The organism is Corynebacterium tuberculostearicum (assembly GCF_022347385.1).
Taxonomy (GTDB): domain Bacteria; phylum Actinomycetota; class Actinomycetes; order Mycobacteriales; family Mycobacteriaceae; genus Corynebacterium; species Corynebacterium tuberculostearicum_M.
Genome location: NZ_JAKRDT010000008.1, coordinates 92528 through 115405, shown reverse-complemented (window position 1 = coordinate 115405; position 22878 = coordinate 92528). Strand labels below are relative to the sequence as shown.

Below are 22878 nucleotides of genomic sequence, written 5' to 3'. Positions count from 1 at the left end.
AGTTAGGCAACCGTGTCTTCTAAAAACATTATCGCCATTGCCATGTCCTTCGTGGGCTTGTTGGTGGGCGCCGGCTTTGCCACGGGCCAAGAGGTGGTGCAGTACTTCACTGCCTTTGGTTCCTGGGGTATTCCTGGCATCATTATCGCCGCACTCATCATGACCCTTGCCGGTACCGTGTTCTTGCAGCTGGGCAGCTACTTCCACGCTTCTGAGCACAACACCGTTTTCCGCAATGTCACCCACCCGATCGTCTCCAAGTTGCTGGACGTCGCGGTCATCATCACCCTTTTCGCTATTGGCTTTGTGATGTTGGCCGGCGCGGGTTCCAATATGGAGCAGCAGTTTGGCTGGAAGACTTGGATCGGCTCCACGCTCATGCTGGTAATGGTGCTTATCGTGGGCATGCTCGACGTGGACAAGGTGTCCAAGGTTATCGGTGCCGTGACGCCGACCATCATCATTGCGGTCATCGGCGTGGCCATCTACACCGGTCTCAATATGCCGGATGACATCGGTGCTGCTATGGATGCTTCCAGCCAGATCGACACCCCGATTGGCAACTGGCTCATCTCCGCACTGAACTACAACGGCCTGGCGCTGATGCTCGCCGTGTCCATGTCCCTGGTTATCGGCGGCGACAATATCAGCCCGCGCGAGGCCGGTTGGGGCGGCGTTGTAGGCGGCGTCATCTACTCCATCATGATGGGCCTTGCCGGATTCTCCTTGCTGATGAACTCGGACAAGGCACAAGGTTCCGATATTCCGATGCTGTCCTTGGTAGATGACGTTAACCCGACGCTGGGCGCCATCATGGCGGTCATCATTTACATGATGATCTTCAATACCGCTATCGGCATGTTCTACGCGCTGGGCAAGCGCCTATCTGCCGGCCATGAGAAGCGCTTCCCGGTTATCTTTATCGTTGGCTGCTTGGCCGGTTTCGCCGTGTCCTTCGCCGGCTTTAAGACCCTGATGAACTACATCTACCCAGTCATCGGCTACATGGGCATTCTGATGGTGGCCATCTTGGTCTTTGCTTGGTTCCGCAGCCAGTCCCAGATCCAGGATGAGGCCGTGCGCCGTGAGCGCGTACGTGCCCTCATGCACCTGAAGCTGCACCCAGACAAGGACTACGACGCCGAGCGCTACGACGATGAAATTGGCCAGCACATCGAGGACTCCAATATGGACAATGAGGCCCTCTATGATGAGCTGGTGGAGGAAGTCACCGAAGAACTCGATGGCGACGACGACGTGGACTTTGACAAGGAAAAGTACGAAGAAAATCGCCACGACCACTCTTACTACACCGAGCGTGATGCGGTAGAAACTGACCGCACCCCGGAAGAAATTGAAAAGTGGGTCGAAGAAACCGGCGCATCCGGCGACCCTGAGGAAGATGAGGAGCTGCCAAAGGCTGACAATTCCAAGAATTAAGCGGACAATGGGGTGCCATGAGTTTCTATGCACCCGCATCTGACCGTTATGATTCGATGGAGTACCGCCGAGTAGGCAACTCTGGGCTGAAGCTGCCGGCCATTTCCCTTGGCCTATGGCAGAACTTCGGTGACGACCGTCCCCTGGCCACGCAGCGCGAAATCCTGCGCGCGGCGTATGACCGGGGGATTACTCATTTCGATTTGGCCAATAACTACGGCCCTGAACCAGGTGCCGCCGAGGACAACTTCGGACGCATCTTCGCCCGCGATTTCCGCCCCTTCCGCGATGAAATGATCATTTCCTCCAAGGCCGGCTGGGTGATGAATGATTCGCCCTACGGCTTTGGTGGCTCCCGCAAGTACCTGGTGAGCTCCTTGGACGCTTCCCTGAAGCGCATGGGCTTAGATTATGTGGACATCTTCTACCACCACCGCCCGGACCCGGATACCCCGCTGGAGGAGACCTTGTACGCGCTGCGCGATATCGTAGCCTCCGGCAAGGCGCTGTATGTGGGCATCTCCTCTTATGGTCCGGAGCTCACCGCTGAGGCCGTGGAGTTTATGGAAGATGAGGGCTGCCCGTTGCTGATTCATCAGCCCAGCTATTCCATTTTGAACCGCTGGATTGAGCGCCCGGGCGAAGACGGCGAGTCGCTGCTTGATGTCACAGCGCGCAGCGGCCTAGGCGTCATCGGCTTCGGCCCGTTGGCGCAGGGCATGCTGACGGACCGGTATATCGACGGCATCCCCGCAGATTCGCGCGCGGCGAAGAATAAGACCCTGGAAAAGGACTGGCTCAATGAGGAAAACCTTTCCATGATCCGCTCGCTCAACGAAATTGCAGGCAAGCGCGGGCAGTCGCTGGCCCAGATGGCCATCTCGTGGGTGCTGCGTGACCAGGGGGATCGCACGCTTACCTCGGCACTGTTGGGTGCTTCTTCCGTGGAGCAGCTCGAGCACAACCTGGGCGCGCTGGATCACCTTGACTTCAGCGCAGACGAGCTGGCTGCGATTGACGACGCCGCCCATGACGCCGGCATCAACCGCTGGGCCGGCGCCACCGCCTCCCGCGTGCGAGGAAACTAGGCGGGCTGAATCCCGGCCCTAGAGCAGGAGCAACTTGAGCGTTAGGCCAATCATGATGACGCCGATGCCGAAGTTAATCCAGCGCCACACTGTGGGCCGGGACAGCACGTGGGAAAAGCGCGCCGCTCCAAAGCCGATGAAGGGGAACCAAGTGAAGCTGGCGCAGATTGCGCCCACGGCGAAAAGCCAGCGCCCCGATTCGCCATATTGATTAGCAATGCTGCCGAGCATCACCACGACATCTACATAAGCGCCTGGGTTGAGCCATGTTAAGGCTAGGGCGGTCAGCAGTGGCTTGACCCAGGAGGGGGATCGCTTGATCTCGACGCGAGCTGCGGTCTTGGTCGTGCTGCGTGCCTGAGAGCCATCGAAGGAGGCGACTTCCTGCGGTGCCTTCGGTTGCGTGGATTCAACCTCGATGGCCTCGCCTTTGGTTTTGAATGCATCGCGGAAGCAGGTGAAGGTGAAGTACGCCAGGTAAGCGGCGCCAACATATTTAAGAACCTGCAGGGCGTTGGGGAATTTTTCTACCAAGTAGCCCACGCCGGCCGTGCCGGAGGTGATCAGGATGACGTCGGAAAGCGCGCAGACGACAATGATGAGGCCGATGTGGTCGCGGCGGATGCCGTATTTGAGCAGCATGGCGTTTTGCGGACCGACGGCCACGATGAGCGATAATCCCAGGAAGAAACCAGCAAGCACGATGGACATGCCTTCTAGTGTGAATTCCCGGCCTGAATTAGTCCAGTTAATGAATCTACAGTTGGTTTAGAATAGCTTCATGAACCCGGTGCACCTGGAAACATTGCTCGCCATCGTGGACGAAGGAAGCTTCGATGTCGCCGCAGCCGTGCTCGGCATCTCGCCGTCTGCGGTAAGTCAACGAATCAAGGCCCTAGAATCGAGCACCGGTCGAGTGCTCCTTCGCCGTGCCACTCCGGTAACCGCGACAGAAGCGGGGGAGATCCTGGTGCAATCCGCACGCCGTATGGCGTTGGTACAGGCCGAGACGGATGCCCGTCTGGGCCACCGCCTAGCCCGAGTCCCGCTCTCAGTTGCAGTGAACTCGGATTCCCTAGCGACATGGTTTCGCAGGGTCCTTAGTGATACCGCGCGGCGGGGTGATGTCGCCCTGCGCATCCGGATTGAGGATGAGGCGCGCACCTTAGCCAAGCTGCGGCGGGGCGATGTGCTTGGCGCGGTAACGAGGGAAGCCACGCCGGTCTCGGGCTGCGAGTCTAGCTTCTTAGGTACGATGCGCTACTTCCCAGTCGCGGCACCACATATTGCAGAAAGCTTCCATAGCGGCCGGCTGACCTGGGAAACTATGCCCCTTGTGGGCTATGGTCCCAACGATCAAGTACTGGATGATGCGATGCGCGAGCGCTTTATTGATTCGGCCGTGGTCCGTGCGCGGGTGTCACAGATTCCCTCTTCCGAGGGCTACCTGGAGGCCGTACGCGTTGGCCTGGGGTGGGGGTTGCTGCCCCAAGCCCAAGCGCTGCCCCTATTGGCGGCGAAAGAGCTGGTGCTTCTCGACGACTCCCCGCTCGATATCGACCTCTACTGGCAGCGTTGGCGCTTGGAATCGGAGGTTTTAAGCGAACTTACGCGTTCGGTTCTCGAGGCTGCGAGCGACTTGGTGGCCGCATAGCGCGCAAGCTCGTGCGGCGCGCCGTGGTGGGTACCACAAAAGTGCAGGCACGTGCCCTAAGTTGGAGCTATGAGCGATAAGCAGCAACCGGATAAAGCCACCCCGTTTGATGAGGATATGGACGTGCCAACCTACAACGCGAAGCCCGCTAGCAAGGATTCTGTCTCCGGCCAGGGAAAGTCGAAGCCGGGCCTATTCGAGCGCGCCGGCCGTGCCGAGCCGCGGGAGATCAAGCCTTCTCAGGCGCAGCAGGACAACCCGGAAACCGAGGTACTGTCCTATTTCAGTGCAAATGAAGCCGCACGTCAGAACAGTGGTGCCGGCGAGGAGACCGTAGCCTTCGCACAACCGGAGTCCACCACGCCGGCTAGCGTAGAGCAAGAAACGGCACTTGCTACTGCCGACGCCCCCGTGGAGAGCACCCTCAGCACCGAAACCGCAGAGGAGCGCGAGGCACGCCTGCAAGCGGAACAGGAAGAAAAGGAAGGCTACCAACGCTATGGTCGCCGCGGCACCATCGACTTCGGCCTGTTTTTCATCCGCTTGGCGCTGAGCGCTTACCTTATCGTCGCGGGAGCAAAGACCTTCTTCACGCTTGGCGATAGCGAGGGCTTGTCCGGCCTGGAAGGCGATTTTGCCAACTATGCCTGGGATACCGCACTGTCTATCGCGGTGCCGACCATGCAGCTTATCGCTGGTGTGTTCTTGCTGCTCGGCCTCATTACGCCGCTGGCGGCCATGATTGGCCTGGTGGTGACCGGCTTTACCGCCGTCCATGAGCTAGCGCAGACCGATGCCGGCCTGGATGTCTTTAGCTGGCCGGAATCCGTATGGCTTTCCTTGGTCCTCTTTGTCATCGCAGTGGGCCTGCAGTTTACTGGCCCAGGCTTTATCTCTCTAGACTTCAAGCGCTCGTGGGCACGCCGCCCGCTGGGTACTTCCTGGGCCTTTGTTCTCATCGGCATCGCCATCCTCGCCGCCCTCTGGTTCTTCGGCGCAGGCGTTAATCCGCTGAACTAGGCACTAATAGATTGTCCGTCGCAATAGCGGCGGATTTTCTTTTCCCCTTGCTTTCTAGGGTGGAAAGTATGATACTTTCTAAAGTGGAAAACAACGAAAAGTCGAAGGCGAAAGGAACGGCGATCATGGATGAAAGCGTGCACGAGGCACTGTCCTTCAACGAGGAAGTGGAGAAGGAACAAAGCGACGGACGGAAGACTGCGCTTAATGCATTGTTCGCTGCAGCACTGGCAGTACTTTGCTTTATCTTTAGCCAATGGGGGAATGGCATACCGTGGTGGTTGTCCCTTGGTTTAGTGGTGGTCTGCATGGGAGTAGCTCTCTGGGTTGGCGCTCAGAAGCGCAACGTGCGCGCAGGTTATAGGCAAGATCCCTTCGCTCAGCCGCAGCCGGATAAGAAATACTATTTCGGAATCATTCTGATGTTTGGCCCTATATTCTTCCAGACCTTCCTCGAAGGACACCTGGTCACTGCGGCCGTGGTATTCACGCTGTGCGGCATCGCTGTCTTTTGGGTTCTCAATTCCGGTGCGATGGATATGTCCACGCGGGACAGCGCAAGCGGCAAGCGGGCAAGCGGCGATGAATGAGCTCGATCCGGTAATCCACCCGCTAAATCGGTTTAAGATTTGTGCGGTGCTCAACGCGGCCGGGGCAGTGGAAGGCGCCATCAACAAAGAGATGCGCTTTGCCGCGATTCGGGACAAAGTGAATCAATCCGATGCCACGCTGTCTAAGCAGCTAAGCGCACTGGAAAAAGAGGGGTATATCAGCCGCTTTCGGGAGTATGGGTCTTCGCGTGGCAAGGACACGGTATGGGTGATGCTCACGGCAAAAGGTAAGGCCGCATTCGATTCGCACCTTGCAGCGCTTAAGACACTAGCGGGGCAGGAGTAGCGGTACTCGTGTTCCGGTTATTGCGCCGGGAGGCATAGAAAGCGGCTGCGAAAAGTGCGACGGCCAGTATGGTTAGCCATACGAAGTCATCCACCCAGAACTTTTGGTAGCGCTCCATGGCGTGGACATCGACTTGATCACCCCACCACCATTTAGGAGGGACGGTCAGCAGCATGGCTGCCCAGGCGATAAGGATAGTCAGGAGGCTGCCCGCGGCCCATCCAGACGGCAGCCAGGTCCAGGCGCGGTAGATAAAGACCGGGATGATGAGCGTGAGCCAGACCCAGTGGTGCGACCAGGAAACCGGGGAGATAAGGAGGAGGGTGAGGGCGGTCACCAATTGGGCGTCGACAAGCAGATGCTCCTCGCACAGTCGCTTGATAAGCCACGCAGCAAAGGCAATAACCACTAGGGAAGCTGCGAGCCACGCAAGGTTGATGGTCAGTCCATTGGCGTCCATGGCTTCCGTAGAGGAATACATGCGCTGAATGGCTCCCTTGATGGAACTATTGGACTGGTACTCGGTTGCCACGCCGAAGTCGCCGCCAGAGCCCATATCGAGCAATTTAGAGCTGAAGAACTCCACGAATGCGTCCCAGCGGAAGGCTGCGGCGAGGAGAGTGGCAGCGACTGCGGAGAGGAAAGCCGTGGCAATCTGTTTCCATTCCTTGCGCACGAGGAAGTAAAGCAGCATTGCTAGCGGAGTAATTTTGATGGCCGCGGCCAGGCCAATCAAAATGCCTTGGGGCAGGAAGCGCTTGCGTGGAACCAGATCGAGGATAACCAGCGCCATCACCACGATGTTGATCTGTGCAAAACCATTGTTGAGATCAACCGGCTCAAAGCGCAAGGCAATGGCCCAGGTAATGGCGGTAATGGGCAAGAGGAAATCCGGCTTCTTCAGCACCGCCTTGAAGACAAAGTAGAGGCAGACAAGCAGGAGTAGATCGGAGAGGACGACCATGATGTCGCCCGCCATATCGTGGTCAATGCCGTCAAAGGCCGTGAGCGGAACCATGACCAGCGCGCCAAAGGGCGGATAAATGAAGGGAAGTTCAATATCCCCGGCCAGCATGGGCTCGCTATAAACGGAGCGGTGCTCAAGGAAGGCCTTGACGCCCTCGCGGTAGACCACCATGTCAATGGGAAAGTCCGTGATGCGGGTGTCTTGAATAATCTTGCAGGCGCCAAAAATGAGGCCCAGCAGAGCTAAGGCATAACGGAAAAATGGGGTGCGCGCGAGTTTCATCGCAGTACACTTTATGCGATCTGCAGGTAAACGGGTGCGCACCCCACCGAGGCTCACAGGGATTTAGCAGTTAATACTGGCTAATTCACATGGCCATCGACCACGCGCACCGCGCCGCGATCGGCAGAGGTGGCCATGGCTGCATACGCACGCAGTGCCTTGGTGATGGGGCGGTTGCGGTTCACCGGAGTCCACGGTTGCTCGCGCTGTTCCTGGGCGGCTCGGCGGCGCTCCAGCACGTCCTCGTCCACATCCAGGGTGAGTTGGCGCTCGTGGATGTCGATGGTGATGGTGTCGCCAGTTTCGATGAGCCCGATAAGGCCCTGGTGGGCCGCCTCGGGGGAGATGTGGCCGATGGAAAGGCCGGAGGTGCCGCCGGAAAAACGGCCGTCGGTAATCAAGGCGCATGCCTTTCCCAAACCGGCGCCTTTCAGGAAGGAGGTGGGGTGGAGCATCTCCTGCATACCCGGGCCGCCGGACGGGCCTTCATAGCGAATGACCACCACGTCGCCCGGCTGAACTTCCTTATTCAGGATTATCGATACGGCCTCCTCCTGGGATTCGACCACACGGGCAGGTCCAGAGAAGGTCCACAGTTCTTCTTCCACGCCCGCTGCCTTCACGATGGCCCCGTCTGGAGCCAGGTTTCCGCGTAGGACTACCAGGCCGCCATCGGAAGAAAATGCATGCTCGGCGTCGTGAATGCAGCCATTGGCGGCGTCAGTGTCGAGCTCGTCCCAGCGGTTGGATTGGGAAAATGGTTCGGTAGTGCGCACGCCGCCCGGCGCGGCGTAGTACAGTTCGCGGGCCTCATCGGTGGCGTGGGGGTTGCGGATATCCCAGTCATCGAGCCACTGCTCGGCGTTGTCATAGAGCGCCGTATGTACCTTCAGGTTCAAGTGCCCGGCGCGGCGAAGCTCTCCCAAGATAGCGGGGATACCGCCGGCGCGGTGGACATCCTCAATGTGGTAGGTGCCATTGGGTGCGACCTTGGACAGGCAGGGCACGCGGTAGGAGATGTCATTAATGTCATCGAGGGTGAAATCCACCTCGCCCTCCTGTGCGGCTGCGAGCGTGTGCAGGATGGTGTTGGTGGATCCGCCCATGGCCATGTCAAGCGCCATGGCGTTGGTGAAGGCTTCCTTGGTGGCGATATTGCGGGGGAGAACGGATTCGTCCTCTTCGCCGTAATAGCGGCGGCACATATCAACGATGGTAGAGCCGGCCTTTTCAAAAAGGCTGCGGCGAGCCGTGTGGGTGGCCAGGGTGGTGCCGTTGCCGGGCAGCGCCAAGCCGAGGGCCTCAGTCAGGCAGTTCATGGAATTGGCGGTAAACATGCCAGAACAGGAGCCACAGGTGGGGCAGGCGGATTCCTCTACCTGGGTCAAGCCTTCATCGGATACCGCGTCATTGGCAGAGGCGGTGATGGCGGTGATGAGGTCGGTGGGGGCGTGGGCTACGCCATCAACCACGACGGCTTTGCCGGCCTCCATCGGTCCGCCGGAGACGAAGATGGTGGGAATGTTCAGGCGCAGTGCCGCATTGAGCATGCCCGGGGTGATCTTATCGCAATTGGAGATGCATACCAGGGCGTCGGCAGTGTGGGCATTGGCCATGTACTCGATGGAATCGGAGATGATTTCGCGTGAAGGCAGCGAGTAGAGCATGCCGCTGTGGCCCATGGCGATGCCATCATCGACGGCGATGGTATTGAATTCCTTGGGCACGCCGCCGGCCTCGCGCACGGCGTCGGCGACGATATCGCCAACGTTTTTAAGGTGTACGTGGCCGGGGACGAATTGGGTGTAGGAGTTGGCGATGGCGACAATCGGTTTGCCAAAGTCATTTTCCTTGGTGCCGGTGGCCCGCCAGAGGGCGCGGGCGCCAGAGGCTTGGCGGCCGACGGTAGTTACTTTTGAACGCAGCGGGAACATGGTTTTCAGTCACCATTCCTTCAAAGGATGTGGGGGAGAGTGTAGGCGGCGTATTTAGTTTTCGGCCGAAGGCTTGAGCTCGGGGTGGCGCTCGAGGTAGTCCGCATACTCTTCTTTGCTGAGGAGGACTTGTTGGCCGTCACGGTGGACAATGACCACCTTGTCATCTGCCGCTTCACGGCCCTGGGTAAGGGCGTCAGGGATGCGGCCGCGGGAGGCCTCCGAAAGTCGCGGGAGCGAGTTAAAGGTCACGCCGGGCAGGCTGTGCTCCGCGCCGGCCTTGGTGCGGGCGAAGGCGCGGGCGCGTTGGAAGCCGATTCCGGCAAAATCGTCCCATGCGATCTGGATATTTTTCTGGAATGCGTAAGAGATAGCGATTCCAGATTCGGAGACTTTGGTGCGGGATTTTATGACCCACCACAATCCGAGGATGGGGATAATGAACAGCCAGGCGAGGTATTTGGGGGCCCATCCGATGCTTAGCAGAGCAATGGCGGACAGGATGAGGATGCCCAAGATGTGGTCGCGGGATGGCTTGAAAACCTCTGCCTGGGTGGTGGACTGACGAGGTTTGTTGTCCTTAGGTGGTGGAGTCATAGTGTGCAAGCCTAATTCACTAAGGCGGGCAAGGGCGAACCTATTTTCAGGCGTGTCCCGCCAGGTGGGAATGTGATCCCAAAAAGGGGGTAATCTTCGCGAGGGTAATACCTATCAAGGTATAGTCATGCCCATGATCATTATTCGACTTCAGGTAGTACCAACGCGGTGGTGACCGCGACGCCTCGTGACGTCGACGCTTCTCGCCCCCGCAGACAGACAAGCCCGCGGGGGCTTTGTTCATATCTGGGGCCGGTACTGAGGATGATCAAGACCTGTAATAGACCAATCCAAGGAGCACATTAACCGTGGTTACGACAACTTCGCCCACGCCCGCTTCGGTGGCTGCGGCCTCACGTGCCCACGCTCCGGAGCGGATGAGTGGTGCCCACGCCATTGTCCGCACTCTCGAAGACCTGGGAACCGATCTCGTCTTCGGCATTCCAGGCGGTGCCGTGCTTCCTCTTTACGATGCCCTGCACACCTCAACCACGCTGCGCCATGTGCTCACCCGCCATGAACAGGGTGCCGGCCACGCCGCCGAAGGCTACGCCCAAGCTTCCGGCAAGGTAGGCGTATGCATTGCTACCTCCGGGCCGGGTGCGACCAACCTAGTGACAGCGCTTGCCGACGCCAACCTGGACTCCGTTCCCATCGTCGCCATCACCGGCCAGGTGGGCAGCAACCTCTTGGGAACCGATGCCTTCCAAGAGGCCGATATCCGCGGCGTGACGATGCCGATTACCAAGCACAATTACATCGTGACGGAACCGAGCCAGATTCCAGCTGCCATTGCAGCCGCATTCCATCTGGCTGCTACGGGCCGTCCGGGGCCGGTCTTGGTGGACATCCCAAAGGACGTGCAAAACGGTGAATTGGACTATTCCTTCCCGGCTACGTTTGATCTGCCTGGATATAAACCGACGACCAAGCCGCACCATCGCCAAATCACGCAAGCGGTTGAGCTCATTTCGCAGGCAGAAAAGCCGGTCATCTATGCCGGTGGCGGTGTCATCAAGGCCGAGGCGGCCAAGGAGCTGCGCGAGTTTGCGGAATTTACCGGAATTCCTGTGGTGACTACGCTCATGGCCTTGGGGGCCTTTCCGGAATCTCATCCGCTGCACATGGGCATGCCGGGCATGCATGGCACCGTCCCTGCGGTTGCGGCCATGCAGCGAGCTGACCTGTTGATTACTATCGGCGCGCGATTCGATGATCGAGTAACCGGTGATACCTCCACCTTTGCCCCTGAGGCCCAGGTAATTCATGCGGATATTGACCCGGCTGAAATTGGGAAAATCTGCGACGTTGCCGTGCCAATCGTGGGCGATGCGCGCAACGTGTTGGCAGGTCTCTTAAAGGAGTACCGCAAGAACTCCGCGGTGAAATCTCCGGAATTAGGCCCATGGCGGGGCTACCTCGATGGCCTCAAGGAACGGTTCCCCCGTGGCTATGATCCCACTCCGGATGGGCAGCTCAATCCCCAATTTGTGTTGGAAAAGCTGAGTGAAACCGTAGGTCCTGAGGCTATCTACTGCGCCGGTGTGGGTCAGCACCAGATGTGGTCGGCACAGTTCATTGACTTTGAACACCCACGCTCCTGGATCAACTCCGGTGGTGCCGGAACTATGGGCTACGCCGTGCCGGCGGCCCTCGGCGCCAAGGCGGCATGCCCGGATAAGGAGGTGTGGGCGATTGACGGTGACGGTTGCTTCCAAATGACCAACCAGGAGCTCACCACCGCGGCATTGGAGGGCTTTCCGTTGAAGGTTGCCGTCATCAATAACGGCAACCTTGGCATGGTCCGTCAGTGGCAGACACTGTTCTTTAATGAGAACTACTCCAATACCAAGCTGCGAGAACGAGATGTCTATACCCCAGACTTCGTCCGCTTGGCAGAGGCGCTGGGGTGCGAGGCTATCCGCGTCACCTGTGAGGAAGAAGTGGTGCCGGCCATTGAACGGGCCCGCGAAATCAATGATCGCCCAGTGGTCATTGACTTCATCGTTGGTGAGGACGCCCAAGTCTGGCCAATGATCGGCGGTGGGGCGTCTAATGAAGAAATTCAATATGCCCGCGGCTTGCGCCCGCTGTTTGATGAAAACGAATCGGCGGCAGAAACTCCAGCCGATATCGACGAGACTATCCAGGAGGTATAGGCATGGCACCCAGTGACGTTTCCCGGCATACCCTGTCGGTCCTGGTAGAAGACGTAGAGGGAATTTTGTCGCGCGTGACCGGCATGTTTTCCCGGCGTGGCTACAGCATCATTTCGCTGGTTTCTGCGCAAACGGAAAATCCAGGGATTAACCGACTAACCATCGTGGTCGATGCTTCCGAAAGGATTATGGAGCAGGTGACCAAGCAGCTCAACAAGATCGTGCCGGTCATCAAGGTGGTGGAGCTCGAAGCGGACTCGACCGTGGCGCGAGCCCTGATGCTGGTCAAGGTGGCTGCGAATAATGCCAACCGGCCGCAGGTGGTCGATGCCGTCAATATCTTCCGTGCCCGCGTGGTAGACGTGGCACAAGAATCAGTGGTGGTGGAGGCTACCGGTACCCCTGGAAAGCTGGCGGCGCTTCTCGATGTCCTGGAGCCATTCGGTGTGCTCGAGCTGGTGCAGTCTGGTGACGTGGCCTTGGGGCGTGGTCCCAAGGCGATGGCGCCCCCGCGAAATTAAATCCCACTATATGGTCACTCCGTCTCGCACAGTGGTATAGTGCTAGGTGGGACGTTAATTCATTGAACTTACAATTACTACAGAATTGAGGACTACGACATGGCTATTGAAACCTTCTACGACGATGATGCGGATCTGTCTATCATTCAGGGGCGCAAGGTAGCCGTTATTGGCTACGGCTCCCAGGGGCACGCGCACTCGCAGAACCTGCGCGATTCCGGCGTCGAGGTTGTTATTGGTCTGCGTGAAGGCTCCAAGTCGGCGGCGAAGGCCGAGGAAGCCGGTTTTGAGGTCAAGACCGTTGCAGAAGCTGCCAAGTGGGCAGACGTAATCATGCTGCTGGCACCAGATACCTCTCAGAAGCAGATCTTTGAAGATGAAATTGCCCCCAACCTGGAAGACGGCAATGCGCTGCTGTTTGGGCACGGCTTGAATATCCACTTTAAGCTGATTGAACCACAGGCCAATGTCACCGTCGGCATGGTTGCCCCTAAGGGGCCTGGCCATCTGGTTCGCCGCCAGTTCGTTGACGGCAAGGGCGTTCCGTGCCTCATCGCTACCGAACAGGATCCTAAGGGCGAAGGCCACGATCTGACCCTGTCTTATGCAGCAGCTATCGGTGGTGCGCGTGCCGGCGTTATCCCGACGACCTTTGAGGCAGAGACGGTTACTGACCTCTTTGGCGAGCAGGCTGTCCTGTGCGGTGGCGTAGAGTTCCTGATTCGCACCGGCTTCGAGGTTCTGACTGAGGCTGGCTACGAGCCAGAAATGGCCTACTTCGAGGTTCTGCACGAGATGAAGCTCATCGTGGACCTGATGTTTGAGGGCGGCATCGCCAACATGAACTACTCGGTATCTGATACCGCCGAGTTTGGCGGCTACATTTCTGGCCCTCGCGTTATTGATGCCGATGCCAAGCAGCGCATGAAGGATATCTTGTCCGATATCCAGGATGGCACCTTCACCAAGCGCCTGCTGGCCAATATTGAGGGCGGCAACAAGGAGCTGGAGAGTCTGCGTGAGGAATTTGCGCAGCACGACATTGAAAAGACCGGCATCAAGCTGCGCGATTTGATGAGCTGGGTCAAGAACCCGCTGGATGCTACGGCCTAGGAATAAAAAGCGGCGTCTGCAGCGCACACCCACGGTGAACAGGCATGTTTACCGTGGGTTTTGCCTTATTTGTGTCAGGTAAAACTCCGGTGCGGGGAGTAGGATGAGGGCCATGGGCTTTACGACGCCAAGCTATGATCTCAAAGACCTTTTTGCACGAATTGATCGCGGGGATATCCAGTTACCTGACTTCCAGCGCAGCTATGCCTGGGATGAAGATCGTATTCGATCTCTTATTGTTTCCGTGCTGCGCGGTTATCCCATCGGCGCGCTCATGGCTCTTGACACCCGAAACGAAAAGATGCGCTTTCGTCCCCGTGCCCTTGCGGGCGCACCTGACACTGGCGTCGACCCCGGCTTGCTCCTTTTAGACGGGCAGCAGCGCCTGACCACCCTGTTTCACTGCTTCAACGGCGAGGGCTTCGTAGATACCACTGACTTCCGCAAGAAGAAGATTCACCGCCGCTTCTTTATCGATATTCGCGCAGCCGTACGCGGCAATCTTATGCCGGATGATGCCATCTTCGCGGTCAATCAAGACGGCAAGATTTGCTCGCACTTCGCACCGGCAATCGAGAGCGAAATCCTAACGCGCGAAGATGCGCTAGAGAATATGTGCATTCCCGTGGCTTCTCTGCTCAGTGAAGACGGCGTCGGTATGCTTTTTGAACTTGCGGCGACCAAGCAGGAATACAGCGCGGAACTGGCGGCCTTTAATAATCGCATCATTCGGCCATTGTCCGGTTATGACCTGCCAATGATTCGACTTTCCCGCGAGACGGAGCGAGCCGGCATCGGCTCGATTTTTGCCCAAGCGAACTCGGCCGGCTTGCAGATGGACGTATTCGATCTGCTCACTGCCGTCTTTGCCTCTGAGGACCCCAGCTTCCACTTGGCCGCTGATTGGCAAGAAGTGGAAAAGGATCTGCGTAAGTCCCCAGCCTTGGATGGAATTGGGCGCACCGAGTTCCTCTCTGCAGTATCGCTTCTGGTCTCCGGTGAAAAGGGCTGTGCAGGTGGCCAGCGCGAGGATATTTTGAAGTTGTCATTGGCGGAGTACAAGTCGGCAGCCAACGATCTGCGCATTACCTTCCGTGAGGTATCAGAGTTCTTGGCGGAGCGGTGCATCCTCAGCATGGATCAGGTTCCGTTTAATGAGCAGATTGTTCCCCTGGCAGTCATTATCGCCCGCTTGGCCAAGCGCGGGGGAGCGCTTTCTACCGAGCAGTCCTGGAACCGTATCAACCAATGGTTCTGGTGTGGCGTCTTTGGCGAGCTCTACGGCTCTTCTGCAGTGCAGCTGCGTGCAGCTCGCGACGTAGATGAGGTCACCGAATGGGTAGCCGGTGCAACGGACGAGACGCCGAAGACCGTCGCTGATGCCACCTTCCGTGAATCCCGGCTGCTTTCCGTAGATGGCAAAGATGGCGTATGGCACGGACTCTATGCCCTCCTTATGGCGCGCGGCGCGAAGGACTGGCGCACTGGAAAGGCCTTCACTCGGCATACCTTTGAAGAGCTCAAGCCAGGCTTTTTCCCTGTGTTCCCGCTAAATTGGTGCAAGCGTCACGGAGTTGATCCCGTCTTGGCTGAGTCGGTGATGAACTACACCCCGATGGGCAAACGAACCGAGGTAGTGCTCGACGGTTTCGCTCCCAACCGCTACCTACCTCGCGTTCAGTCCAAGTCCATCATGGAAGATGCGCAATTTGATGAGGTGCTAGCATCCCACGAAATGAACCTGGAATATCTGCGCGCATCGCAGCCGCGTGAATTCCTTGCGGACCGCCGTCACCGATTCTTGGGCATTGTGGAATATGCTTTAGGTAAACCCGTTATCCGCGATGTGGATGAAGCAAACCTTTTTGGTGGAGAGGAAGGTCCGCAAGCTTTTGATCGCTAAATCTGTGCGCTTGGCCGCTACAGTGCTTGTTGCTTCTCTTGCGCTAGCAGCCTGTGGCACTCCGGTCACAGAATCCAAGCTGGTCAGGCGTGGTCTGTCCGATCTGGATGAGTCCGAAATCGATCTCAGCAAGGCCAAGGCGGAAAACCAAAACCGTCTTATTGATCCGAAATTTGATGGCAAGTTGGTCATTGTTAATGACCCCATTGGAATTGAAGCCAGCCGACTATTTTTTGAAGATTCGGATTCGCTTGTCCTTTTTGCCCCGGACGATAAATCGATTCTTCGTGCAGCAACCTTGGCGGTAAACCAGCATTTGCCAGCGGTGCAGTATGACGATGCTAGGCGTTTGGAGATCCATAAGTTGCTCACGGACTTGGGAGTAAGTCGCTTGGTGGTAGTAGGTGACGTGCCGTGGACGAAAACCTCTGGTGAATTCAGCGTGATCAAGGATCCAGGAACGCATAAGGCACTAGGGGAGTTCACGGCATTCCAATATGGTTCTAAGGTGGTAGCTTCCCCGGAGCAGATGGTGAAGGATATTGCCCAGCTAGATAAGACTCCCCATATGGAGCTGCGTCCTGCCTGGGTGCCGTATGAAGGCGAACTTGATGCCGGAGAGGAAAAGAACCAACCCATCCCAGCACAGTCCCGCAGGGACGGCCAGATGGCGCCAAATATCGTTGCCACTAAGGATAGTCCCATCGCGAACGTTATTACTGCGGCAGCCTACGGTGGAAGAGTTTTGGTCGTGCCGACTGCCGATCCGCTAGCGGATAAGCACAGTATGGCCGCTGTTGCGGGCCTTGAGGATGGCGCCTTAGTGGCCCTCGGGCCGGAATTCGGTCGAGTGAAAGAATTTAAGGCAAAAATCAAGCAGGGCACCCCTGACTGAACTACACTTCCTTGACACGCGGTTATACCGCGTACACCGCATCACACTTAAGCGAAGGAAGATATGTCGAAGCCGGTAGTCCTTATTGCCGATAAATTAGCCCAGTCCACGGTTACGGCCTTGGGGGATTCTGTTGAGGTCCGTTGGGTGGATGGGCCGAACCGTGCGGAGCTCCTCGCCGCGGTTCCGGATGCAGAGGCTTTGCTGGTGCGCTCTGCCACCACCGTTGATGCAGAGGTGCTGGAAGCGGCCACAAAGCTCAAGATTGTGGGCCGTGCCGGGGTGGGGCTGGACAATGTCGATATTCCAACGGCCACAGACAAGGGCGTCATGGTGGTCAATGCGCCAACATCGAATATCCACTCTGCGTGTGAACAGGCAATTGCACTGCTCTTAGCGACGGCGCGCCAGATACCAGCGGCTGACCAGTCCCTGCGCAAAGGGGAGTGGAAGCGCTCTTCTTTCAAGGGTGTGGAGGTCTACGGAAAGACCATCGGCATTGTTGGCTTTGGGCACATTGGCCAGCTCTTTGCCCAGCGCCTGAAGTCCTTTGAGACGACCATTATCGCGCACGATCCCTATGCCAACCCGGCTCGCGCGGCGGCGCTGGGCGTGGAATTGGTTGAGCTGGAAGAACTGATGTCGCGTTCCGATTTCGTGACCATTCACCTGCCAAAGACTTCCGAGACTGCCGGAATGTTTGATAGGGAACTTTTGGCAAAGGCCAAGCAAGGGCAGATTCTCATTAATGCAGCGCGAGGCGGTTTGGTAGATGAAGCGGCCCTGGCTGAGTCTATCGAGTCGGGACACCATCGAGGTGCGGGCTTTGATGTCTATGCCACGGAACCGTGCACTGATTCTCCGCTCTTTAAGCTGCCGCAAGTCACCGTATCTCCGCACCTAGGCGCCTCCACTGTAGAGGCCCAGGACCGTGCGGGAACCGATGTAGCGGAGTCTGTCTTGAAGGCGCTTGAAGGAGAGTTTGTGCCGGATGCGGTCAACGTCTCCGGCGGGCCAGTGAGAGAAGAGGTTGCAGGGTGGCTGGACCTCGCCCGCAAGCTAGGACTTACTGCTGGCCGCCTTTTGGGTCAGGCCCCCGTTGCCGTCGAGGTGGAGGCCTGTGGCGAGTTGTCTACCGAAGATGTAGAGGTGCTAGGACTTTCTGCCGTCCGGGGTCTGTTTAGCGGCGTGACTTCAGAGCCGGTGACCTTTGTCAATGCAATGCAGATCGCGCATAGTCGTGGGGTAGAGGTTGAGGTATCTACTAATGCGGAGTCCAAGGGGCACCGCTCTTCCCTGCAGGTGAAGGTTATTGGCGCCGATGGCGAGGTCTCCTCGCTCACCGGTGCACTTATCGGCATCGATGGGTCCGAAAAGTTCATTCGCATCAACGGCCGCGGCGTAGATATGCGTGCTACCGGCCGCAATCTTTTCTTCCGCTACGTGGACGCCCCAGGTGCACTGGGAACGGTAGGTACCAAGTTGGGCGCTGCGGGAATCAATATCGTGGCGGCCGCACTTACGCACGGTAAACAGGAATCTGATGCTGTGCTGATTCTGCGCGTGGAGGCCGAGGTGCCAGAGGAGCTCATCGCCGAAATTAATGCGGCCTTGGGCGCTGAATGCGAACAGCTGAACATGGATTCATAAGGCTGCGGACTGCAACAGAATCTCAACCCGCGTGGTGCTAGGTAATTTCCTGCGCCGCGCGGGTTTCTTTTGCTAAGGTAATTTGATATCCACTCTGTGAGAAAGGAATCTTACATAATGAAACTAGCGGTGATTGGCGGCGACGGAATTGGACCAGAAGTGACGGCCGAGGCGCTCAAGGTTCTTCGCGCCGTTCGCTCCGATATTGAAACCACTGAGTATGACCTGGGCGTGCGACGTTATCTGCGTAACGGAGAACTTCTCACGGATGCAGACTTGAAGAGCCTGCGCGAACACGATGCGATCCTGTTGGGGGCGATCGGCGCCCCAGGTGAGGTGCCGCCGGGCGTGCTGGAGCGGGGGCTGTTGCTTAAGATGCGGTTTGCGCTGGATCATCACGTGAACCTGCGTCCCTCTAAGCTCTATCCCACCGCTTCCTCGCCGCTCGCTGAACCGGGCGATATCGATTTCGTTGTGGTGCGCGAAGGTACCGAGGGTTTGTACTGCGGAAGCGGCGGCACTTTGCGGGAAGGTACTGAGCATGAGGTAGCCAGTGAGGTATCGCAAAATACCCGCTTCGGCGTGGAGCGTGTAGTGCGCGATGCGTTTGCGCGAGCAGCGCAGCGCCATAAGCATCTGACCTTGGTGCACAAGAAAAATGTCTTGGTCAATGCTGGTGGTTTGTGGCAACGCACTGTTAATGAAGTCGCCGCCGAGTTTCCAGAGGTTGAAGTGGATTATCAGCATATTGATGCTGCAACCATTTATATGGTGACCGATCCGGCGCGCTATGACGTCATCGTGACCGATAACCTTTTCGGAGATATTCTCACCGATTTGGCGGGCGCGGTAACCGGCGGTATCGGCCTTGCTGCCTCCGGAAACATCGATGCCTCTGGCGCGAATCCTTCCATGTTCGAGCCGGTGCACGGTTCTGCGCCAGATATTGCGGGAAAGGGGATTGCAGATCCAACGGCGGCAATCTTGTCCGCCGCCATGCTGCTTCGCCACGTGGGTGATGAGTCCAACGCCCAGCGGATTGAGGATGCGGTGGCACAAGACGTTGCGCGCCGCGGTGCTGAACCAATAGACACCGTCGAAGTCGGTGACCGAATCGCCCAGCTTCTCGTCGCATAGAGACTGGCTTCTTGCGCTGGGCGCTTGCCGACGTCCTGAAACCTCCAGTGTTTCCTGGCGTAGTCCGCACTGGGGTTAGCAACGGTGATTAAAGGACAATGGGAATTTACTCAAATTAACTAATTAACACCGTACCCTTTGCACACATGTGAAGGAAGCGATTGAGTAGGATTGCCGCTATGCGTTTAGGACGAATTGCACACCCAGAAGGAATCTGTTTCGCCATTATCGATGGGCCAAAAGACGCCCCACTGGAAGAGCTAGTAGCCAAGGAAATCGCCGGCACGCCCTTCACCCCGCCGGAGCCAACCGGCCGTGAGTGGAAGCTTAACGAGGTTCGCCTCTTGGCACCGACCCTTCCCACCAAGGTGGTAGCGCTTGGACGCAACTATGCGGACCACGTTGCCGAGGTTTTCAAAAAGTCTGCTGATAGCCTTCCTCCCACCATCTTCATCAAGCCATCTACCGCGGTCATTGGCCCGGATGCTGCAATCAAGATTCCGGACTACGCCACCAACGTCGAGTTTGAGGGCGAGCTTGCCGTGGTCATTTCTAAGCCGTCGAAAAACATCAAGGCCGAGAACTGGAAAGACCACGTGCTGGGATACACCATCTGTAACGACGTTTCCTCCCGTGACCTGCAGTTTAAGGATGGCCAATGGGCTCGTGCCAAGGGCATTGACACCTTCTGCCCGCTCGGCCCGTGGATCGAAACCGATCTGGATAGCTTGAATCTAGACGATCAGAAGATTAATGCGTATCTGACGCACGAGGGTTCTCGCGAGCAAAAGCAGGATTCCAATACGGACCAGATGATCGTGAAGATGGGCGGCATTTTGGAGGAGATCTCCGCTGCCTACACTTTGCTGCCCGGCGATGTCATCACCACCGGCTCCCCAGCTGGTACCGCTCCTATGGTCCCAGGTGACACCATCGAAATCGAGATCCCAGGCCTCGGCACCCTGCGCAATTCCATCCACCGTGCATAACCCAAGCCACTAGGAGCACCGCGCCTGCGTACCCACCTCCGAAGAAACGGGGGAACACTACCAGAGTTCTGGGCGGGTGTGATCGGGCAACCCCAATGAGACCCTTGTCGAGTACGCCGCGGGACTTAACCCCGGCACCGCCCTCGGCATTGGATGTGGGGAAGGCGCGTGTGCGCACCACCAAAGCGATGTCGTGCTCGTCGCCAAGCGTGTGGGCTAGAGGCTAAGTGCCTTCAAAATGGTGCGCAGCTTGGCCGTGGTTTCTTCCAGCTCGGCATGGGCATCGGAATCGCCTACGATGCCACCGCCGGCCCACGCGCGCGCGGAAAGACCATCGCCGGCTACTTCTGCGCAGCGGATGGCTACCATGTACTCGCCGTCGCCGGAGCTATCGCACCAGCCGACCGCTCCGGCATAGAATCCACGGTCCGTTTCTGCAGTCTCAATGAGGGCTTGGGCGGCCTCTGCAGGGGTGCCACAGATGGCTGGTGTGGGGTGTGCTGCCAGGGCAAGCTCAAGAGCGGTCAAGTCTTTATCCTTGAGTGTTCCGGAAATTGGCGTGCCAAGGTGCCACATCTCATTGGTGCTAATAAGTTGCGGGGTGTCCGGAATGTCTAGCCGCTCGCACAGTGGGCTAAGCACTCGGCGCAGGTGTTCCACTACGAAGGAATGCTCGTGGAGATCCTTGGCGGAATGCAAGAGATCTTGACCTGCGATGTGGTCCTCAGCCGCTGAGGTGCGGCGCGGAGAGGAGCCCGCCAGGGGGAAAGCAGAAACAGTCGAGCCCTGACGCTTGACCAAAACCTCTGGGGAAGAACCAACCAGCATCGCGCCCGGCCGGCCAGCGGGGGAGAGATCGGCAATGAAGCCATCGCGGTTGGCGGAAAGATCGATAAGGCGCGCCGCCACGAGGCGTGGATCAATAGCCTCAGGGAATTCGATATCTACGGCGCGGGCCAAAACCACCTTGTCCAGTTTGGAGGTCTCGATCGTGCCGATAGCCGCCTCTACGCGGCGTAGGTGCTCTTCGGGTTCCGGATCGAATCCGACCACTCGCGAGTTTAGGCTTTTATTGCGGTAGTAGGCGTGCGGCTCCAAGGGGCCCTCTTCGCGGATGATGGCCTCCGGCACCGTCAGTGCAGCGGGCGTGTCAGAGTCGAACGGAATCGCGCCGACCACCATGTCTACATCCTTGCTACGCAGGGCGGAAATTGCCGCGTCGGTGTCATTAAAAGTGTGGCGCGCACCTTGGGTACGGACAGACCCCGTTGCTCGCGAAAGCAAAAAATCGGGGGCGGTGCTTGGTCTGTCTTCGTGCATGGGGATCTAGCTTAGTGCCTTGGGCTTTTCTTACAGAATTGAGTGTGCACTGGGCGTGTAAACAGTGAATCAAGTGAAGGATGTGGTTAATTTTAACCTTGTGGCTAATGTTACTAAGTTTCTTTATCGTTCCCTATACCTGATCCTCGCTGCTGCGCTGGCTAGCGCTGCGCTTGTGTGCGCCGCTCCTGCCCATGCTCAAGAAGGGCCACCTCCCGCACCCGCCCCTGGCCCTGAAAATGCACCACAGCCAGCACCAGCTCCAGCACCTGCTCCCGAAAATGCAAAGCCGGTTACCCCGCAGCCTGATGGGTCCCACCTAGTTCCAGAAGGTGTTAAGGAATCCACCCCGGCACCTGTAGAAGGCGGCAGCAGCGATGACAATGCAGCGCCTGGTCCTGAGGGATCGTCTCTTCCCGAGCCAGCGCCGCGGCCGGCAATGGTAGATACCAGCATCAATCCCAACCCGCCGTTTGCGCCGGGTTCCATGCAGTCCCTAGAAATGGAGCACGAGGGCAAGACCCGCAGGTACTTGTTGCGTATTCCTAACCACTATTCGCCGGAAAAGGCGGCGCCCGTTCTCTTCGGCTTCGGTGGGTGGGGAGATTCCCCGGAGAACTACTCCAGCTATGCACGCATGCAGACCACTGAGGCCAATAACGAGGCCATCATCGTCTATCCAGAGGGATTCGAGCGCGCCTGGGAGGCTGCGCCCTATGCCAAGACGCGCGATGGGGAGGATATCCGCTTTATCAAGCGCATTCTTGATTCGGTAGACAAGGACTACCACGTTGATCGAAACCGCGTCTACGCCATGGGTATGTCTAATGGAGGCGGCTTTACCTCGGTGCTTGGCTGCCACGCACAGGACACCTTTGCTGCTGTGGCCATGGTTTCGGGTGCCTTCTACAACCCGGTTGAGGTCAACTGTGCCGATGCGCCGATGAATACCCTCATCATGCACGGCGTTAACGACGAGATGATGACCTATGAGGGCGGTGACCGGCACGAGGCTGGATACCTCCCTGTGCGTACGGTGCTCGGCGGCTACCTTAAGCGCAATCGCTGCGATATGACCTTCCAGTCCACTCCGGAGGCTGGCGGTTCCGAACGCCTGAGCTTCAACGGCTGCCAGAAGGATGTTCAGCTGGTCAAGGTTCCACAAGACCACACCTGGTTCTGGCAGCCAGATACTCCACGGGTGGTCTGGGACTTCCTCTCGTCCAAGACCAGGGTATAAAAACAGCGGCGCTTAGCCACGGATTAGGCCCAGAGGAGAGATCCTCTGGGCCTAGTTCTATTGTTGGCCGAT

Annotated in this window: 20 protein-coding genes; 15 read left to right on the top strand and 5 right to left on the bottom strand. The window is 57.9% G+C overall.

Annotated elements, in window-relative coordinates; translation table 11 throughout:
* Window positions 1-12 precede the first annotated feature (12 nt).
* Both MHK00_RS06450 and MHK00_RS06445 read left to right on the top strand, forming a co-directional pair.
* Complete coding sequence (locus MHK00_RS06450) at window positions 13-1440, top strand: YkvI family membrane protein (RefSeq protein WP_250410894.1); 1428 nt, start codon at window positions 13-15, stop codon at window positions 1438-1440.
* A gap of 17 nt (window positions 1441-1457) precedes the next feature.
* Window positions 1458-2528 carry an aldo/keto reductase gene (locus MHK00_RS06445; protein ID WP_250410893.1) on the top strand — a complete coding sequence of 357 codons (1071 nt, stop codon included), beginning with the start codon at window positions 1458-1460 and terminating at the stop codon, window positions 2526-2528.
* Between the two features lie 18 nt (window positions 2529-2546).
* Here the strand turns inward: MHK00_RS06445 and MHK00_RS06440 are convergent, their stop codons facing one another.
* Window positions 2547-3239 (bottom strand): LysE/ArgO family amino acid transporter, encoded by a 693-nt coding sequence (locus MHK00_RS06440; RefSeq protein ID WP_005323335.1) that lies wholly within the window; start codon window positions 3237-3239, stop codon window positions 2547-2549.
* 70 nt (window positions 3240-3309) lie between these two features.
* Here MHK00_RS06440 and MHK00_RS06435 point away from each other — a divergent pair, with 70 nt between their 5' ends.
* The 4 genes from MHK00_RS06435 (at window position 3310) to MHK00_RS06420 (ending at window position 6099) form a co-directional block, all read left to right on the top strand.
* Complete coding sequence (locus tag MHK00_RS06435; protein ID WP_250410892.1) at window positions 3310-4182, top strand: LysR family transcriptional regulator ArgP; 873 nt, start codon at window positions 3310-3312, stop codon at window positions 4180-4182.
* A 69-nt stretch (window positions 4183-4251) separates the two neighbouring features.
* On the top strand, window positions 4252-5202 hold the full coding sequence (locus tag MHK00_RS06430; protein ID WP_250410891.1) for a DoxX family protein: 951 nt from the start codon (window positions 4252-4254) through the stop codon (window positions 5200-5202).
* Window positions 5203-5285: 83 nt separating this feature from the next.
* A complete protein-coding gene (locus tag MHK00_RS06425) occupies window positions 5286-5792 on the top strand; it encodes a hypothetical protein (protein ID WP_250410890.1) in 507 nt (168 codons plus the stop codon).
* A complete protein-coding gene (locus MHK00_RS06420) occupies window positions 5785-6099 on the top strand; it encodes a transcriptional regulator (RefSeq protein WP_250410889.1) in 315 nt (104 codons plus the stop codon). Before MHK00_RS06425 ends, MHK00_RS06420 begins: the two co-directional genes overlap by 8 nt.
* Here the strand turns inward: MHK00_RS06420 and MHK00_RS06415 are convergent.
* The 3 genes from MHK00_RS06415 to MHK00_RS06405 form a co-directional block, all read right to left on the bottom strand.
* The gene (locus MHK00_RS06415; RefSeq protein ID WP_250410888.1) at window positions 6074-7348 is read right to left on the bottom strand and encodes a glycosyltransferase family 87 protein; all 1275 of its coding nucleotides are present in this window, start codon (window positions 7346-7348) and stop codon (window positions 6074-6076) included. The two genes, MHK00_RS06420 and MHK00_RS06415, sit on opposite strands and share 26 nt — an antisense overlap.
* Before the next feature lie 80 nt (window positions 7349-7428).
* The gene (ilvD, locus tag MHK00_RS06410) at window positions 7429-9282 is read right to left on the bottom strand and encodes a dihydroxy-acid dehydratase (RefSeq protein ID WP_250410887.1); all 1854 of its coding nucleotides are present in this window, start codon (window positions 9280-9282) and stop codon (window positions 7429-7431) included.
* Window positions 9283-9336: 54 nt separating this feature from the next.
* Window positions 9337-9879, bottom strand: coding sequence for a PH domain-containing protein (locus MHK00_RS06405; protein ID WP_250410886.1), 543 nt, complete (start codon window positions 9877-9879; stop codon window positions 9337-9339).
* Window positions 9880-10187: 308 nt separating this feature from the next.
* Between MHK00_RS06405 and MHK00_RS06400 the strand changes: the two genes are divergently transcribed.
* The 8 genes from MHK00_RS06400 (at window position 10188) to MHK00_RS06365 (ending at window position 20246) form a co-directional block, all read left to right on the top strand.
* The gene (locus tag MHK00_RS06400; RefSeq protein ID WP_250410885.1) at window positions 10188-12038 is read left to right on the top strand and encodes an acetolactate synthase large subunit; all 1851 of its coding nucleotides are present in this window, start codon (window positions 10188-10190) and stop codon (window positions 12036-12038) included.
* Between the two features lie 2 nt (window positions 12039-12040).
* Window positions 12041-12559, top strand: a complete 519-nt coding sequence (gene ilvN / locus MHK00_RS06395; protein ID WP_005327728.1) for an acetolactate synthase small subunit — start codon at window positions 12041-12043, stop codon at window positions 12557-12559.
* Between the two features lie 99 nt (window positions 12560-12658).
* Window positions 12659-13672 (top strand): ketol-acid reductoisomerase, encoded by a 1014-nt coding sequence (gene ilvC, locus MHK00_RS06390; RefSeq protein ID WP_250410884.1) that lies wholly within the window; start codon window positions 12659-12661, stop codon window positions 13670-13672.
* Window positions 13673-13784: 112 nt separating this feature from the next.
* Complete coding sequence (locus MHK00_RS06385) at window positions 13785-15575, top strand: GmrSD restriction endonuclease domain-containing protein (protein ID WP_040425014.1); 1791 nt, start codon at window positions 13785-13787, stop codon at window positions 15573-15575.
* On the top strand, window positions 15565-16470 hold the full coding sequence (locus MHK00_RS06380; protein WP_236587080.1) for a hypothetical protein: 906 nt from the start codon (window positions 15565-15567) through the stop codon (window positions 16468-16470). The genes MHK00_RS06385 and MHK00_RS06380 overlap by 11 nt, the downstream gene beginning before the upstream one ends.
* Window positions 16471-16533: 63 nt before the next feature.
* Window positions 16534-18120 carry a phosphoglycerate dehydrogenase gene (gene serA, locus MHK00_RS06375; RefSeq protein ID WP_250410883.1) on the top strand — a complete coding sequence of 529 codons (1587 nt, stop codon included), beginning with the start codon at window positions 16534-16536 and terminating at the stop codon, window positions 18118-18120.
* 117 nt (window positions 18121-18237) lie between these two features.
* Window positions 18238-19257: a 3-isopropylmalate dehydrogenase gene (locus tag MHK00_RS06370; protein WP_250410882.1), complete on the top strand. Its 1020-nt coding sequence runs from the start codon at window positions 18238-18240 to the stop codon at window positions 19255-19257.
* A gap of 179 nt (window positions 19258-19436) precedes the next feature.
* Window positions 19437-20246 (top strand): fumarylacetoacetate hydrolase family protein, encoded by an 810-nt coding sequence (locus MHK00_RS06365; protein ID WP_179386418.1) that lies wholly within the window; start codon window positions 19437-19439, stop codon window positions 20244-20246.
* Between the two features lie 216 nt (window positions 20247-20462).
* Here the strand turns inward: MHK00_RS06365 and MHK00_RS06360 are convergent, their stop codons facing one another.
* Window positions 20463-21566 carry an isochorismate synthase gene (locus tag MHK00_RS06360; protein WP_179386419.1) on the bottom strand — a complete coding sequence of 368 codons (1104 nt, stop codon included), beginning with the start codon at window positions 21564-21566 and terminating at the stop codon, window positions 20463-20465.
* A 100-nt stretch (window positions 21567-21666) separates the two neighbouring features.
* Here MHK00_RS06360 and MHK00_RS06355 point away from each other — a divergent pair, with 100 nt between their 5' ends.
* A complete protein-coding gene (locus tag MHK00_RS06355) occupies window positions 21667-22806 on the top strand; it encodes a CE1 family esterase (protein ID WP_244261895.1) in 1140 nt (379 codons plus the stop codon).
* Window positions 22807-22878 lie beyond the last annotated feature (72 nt).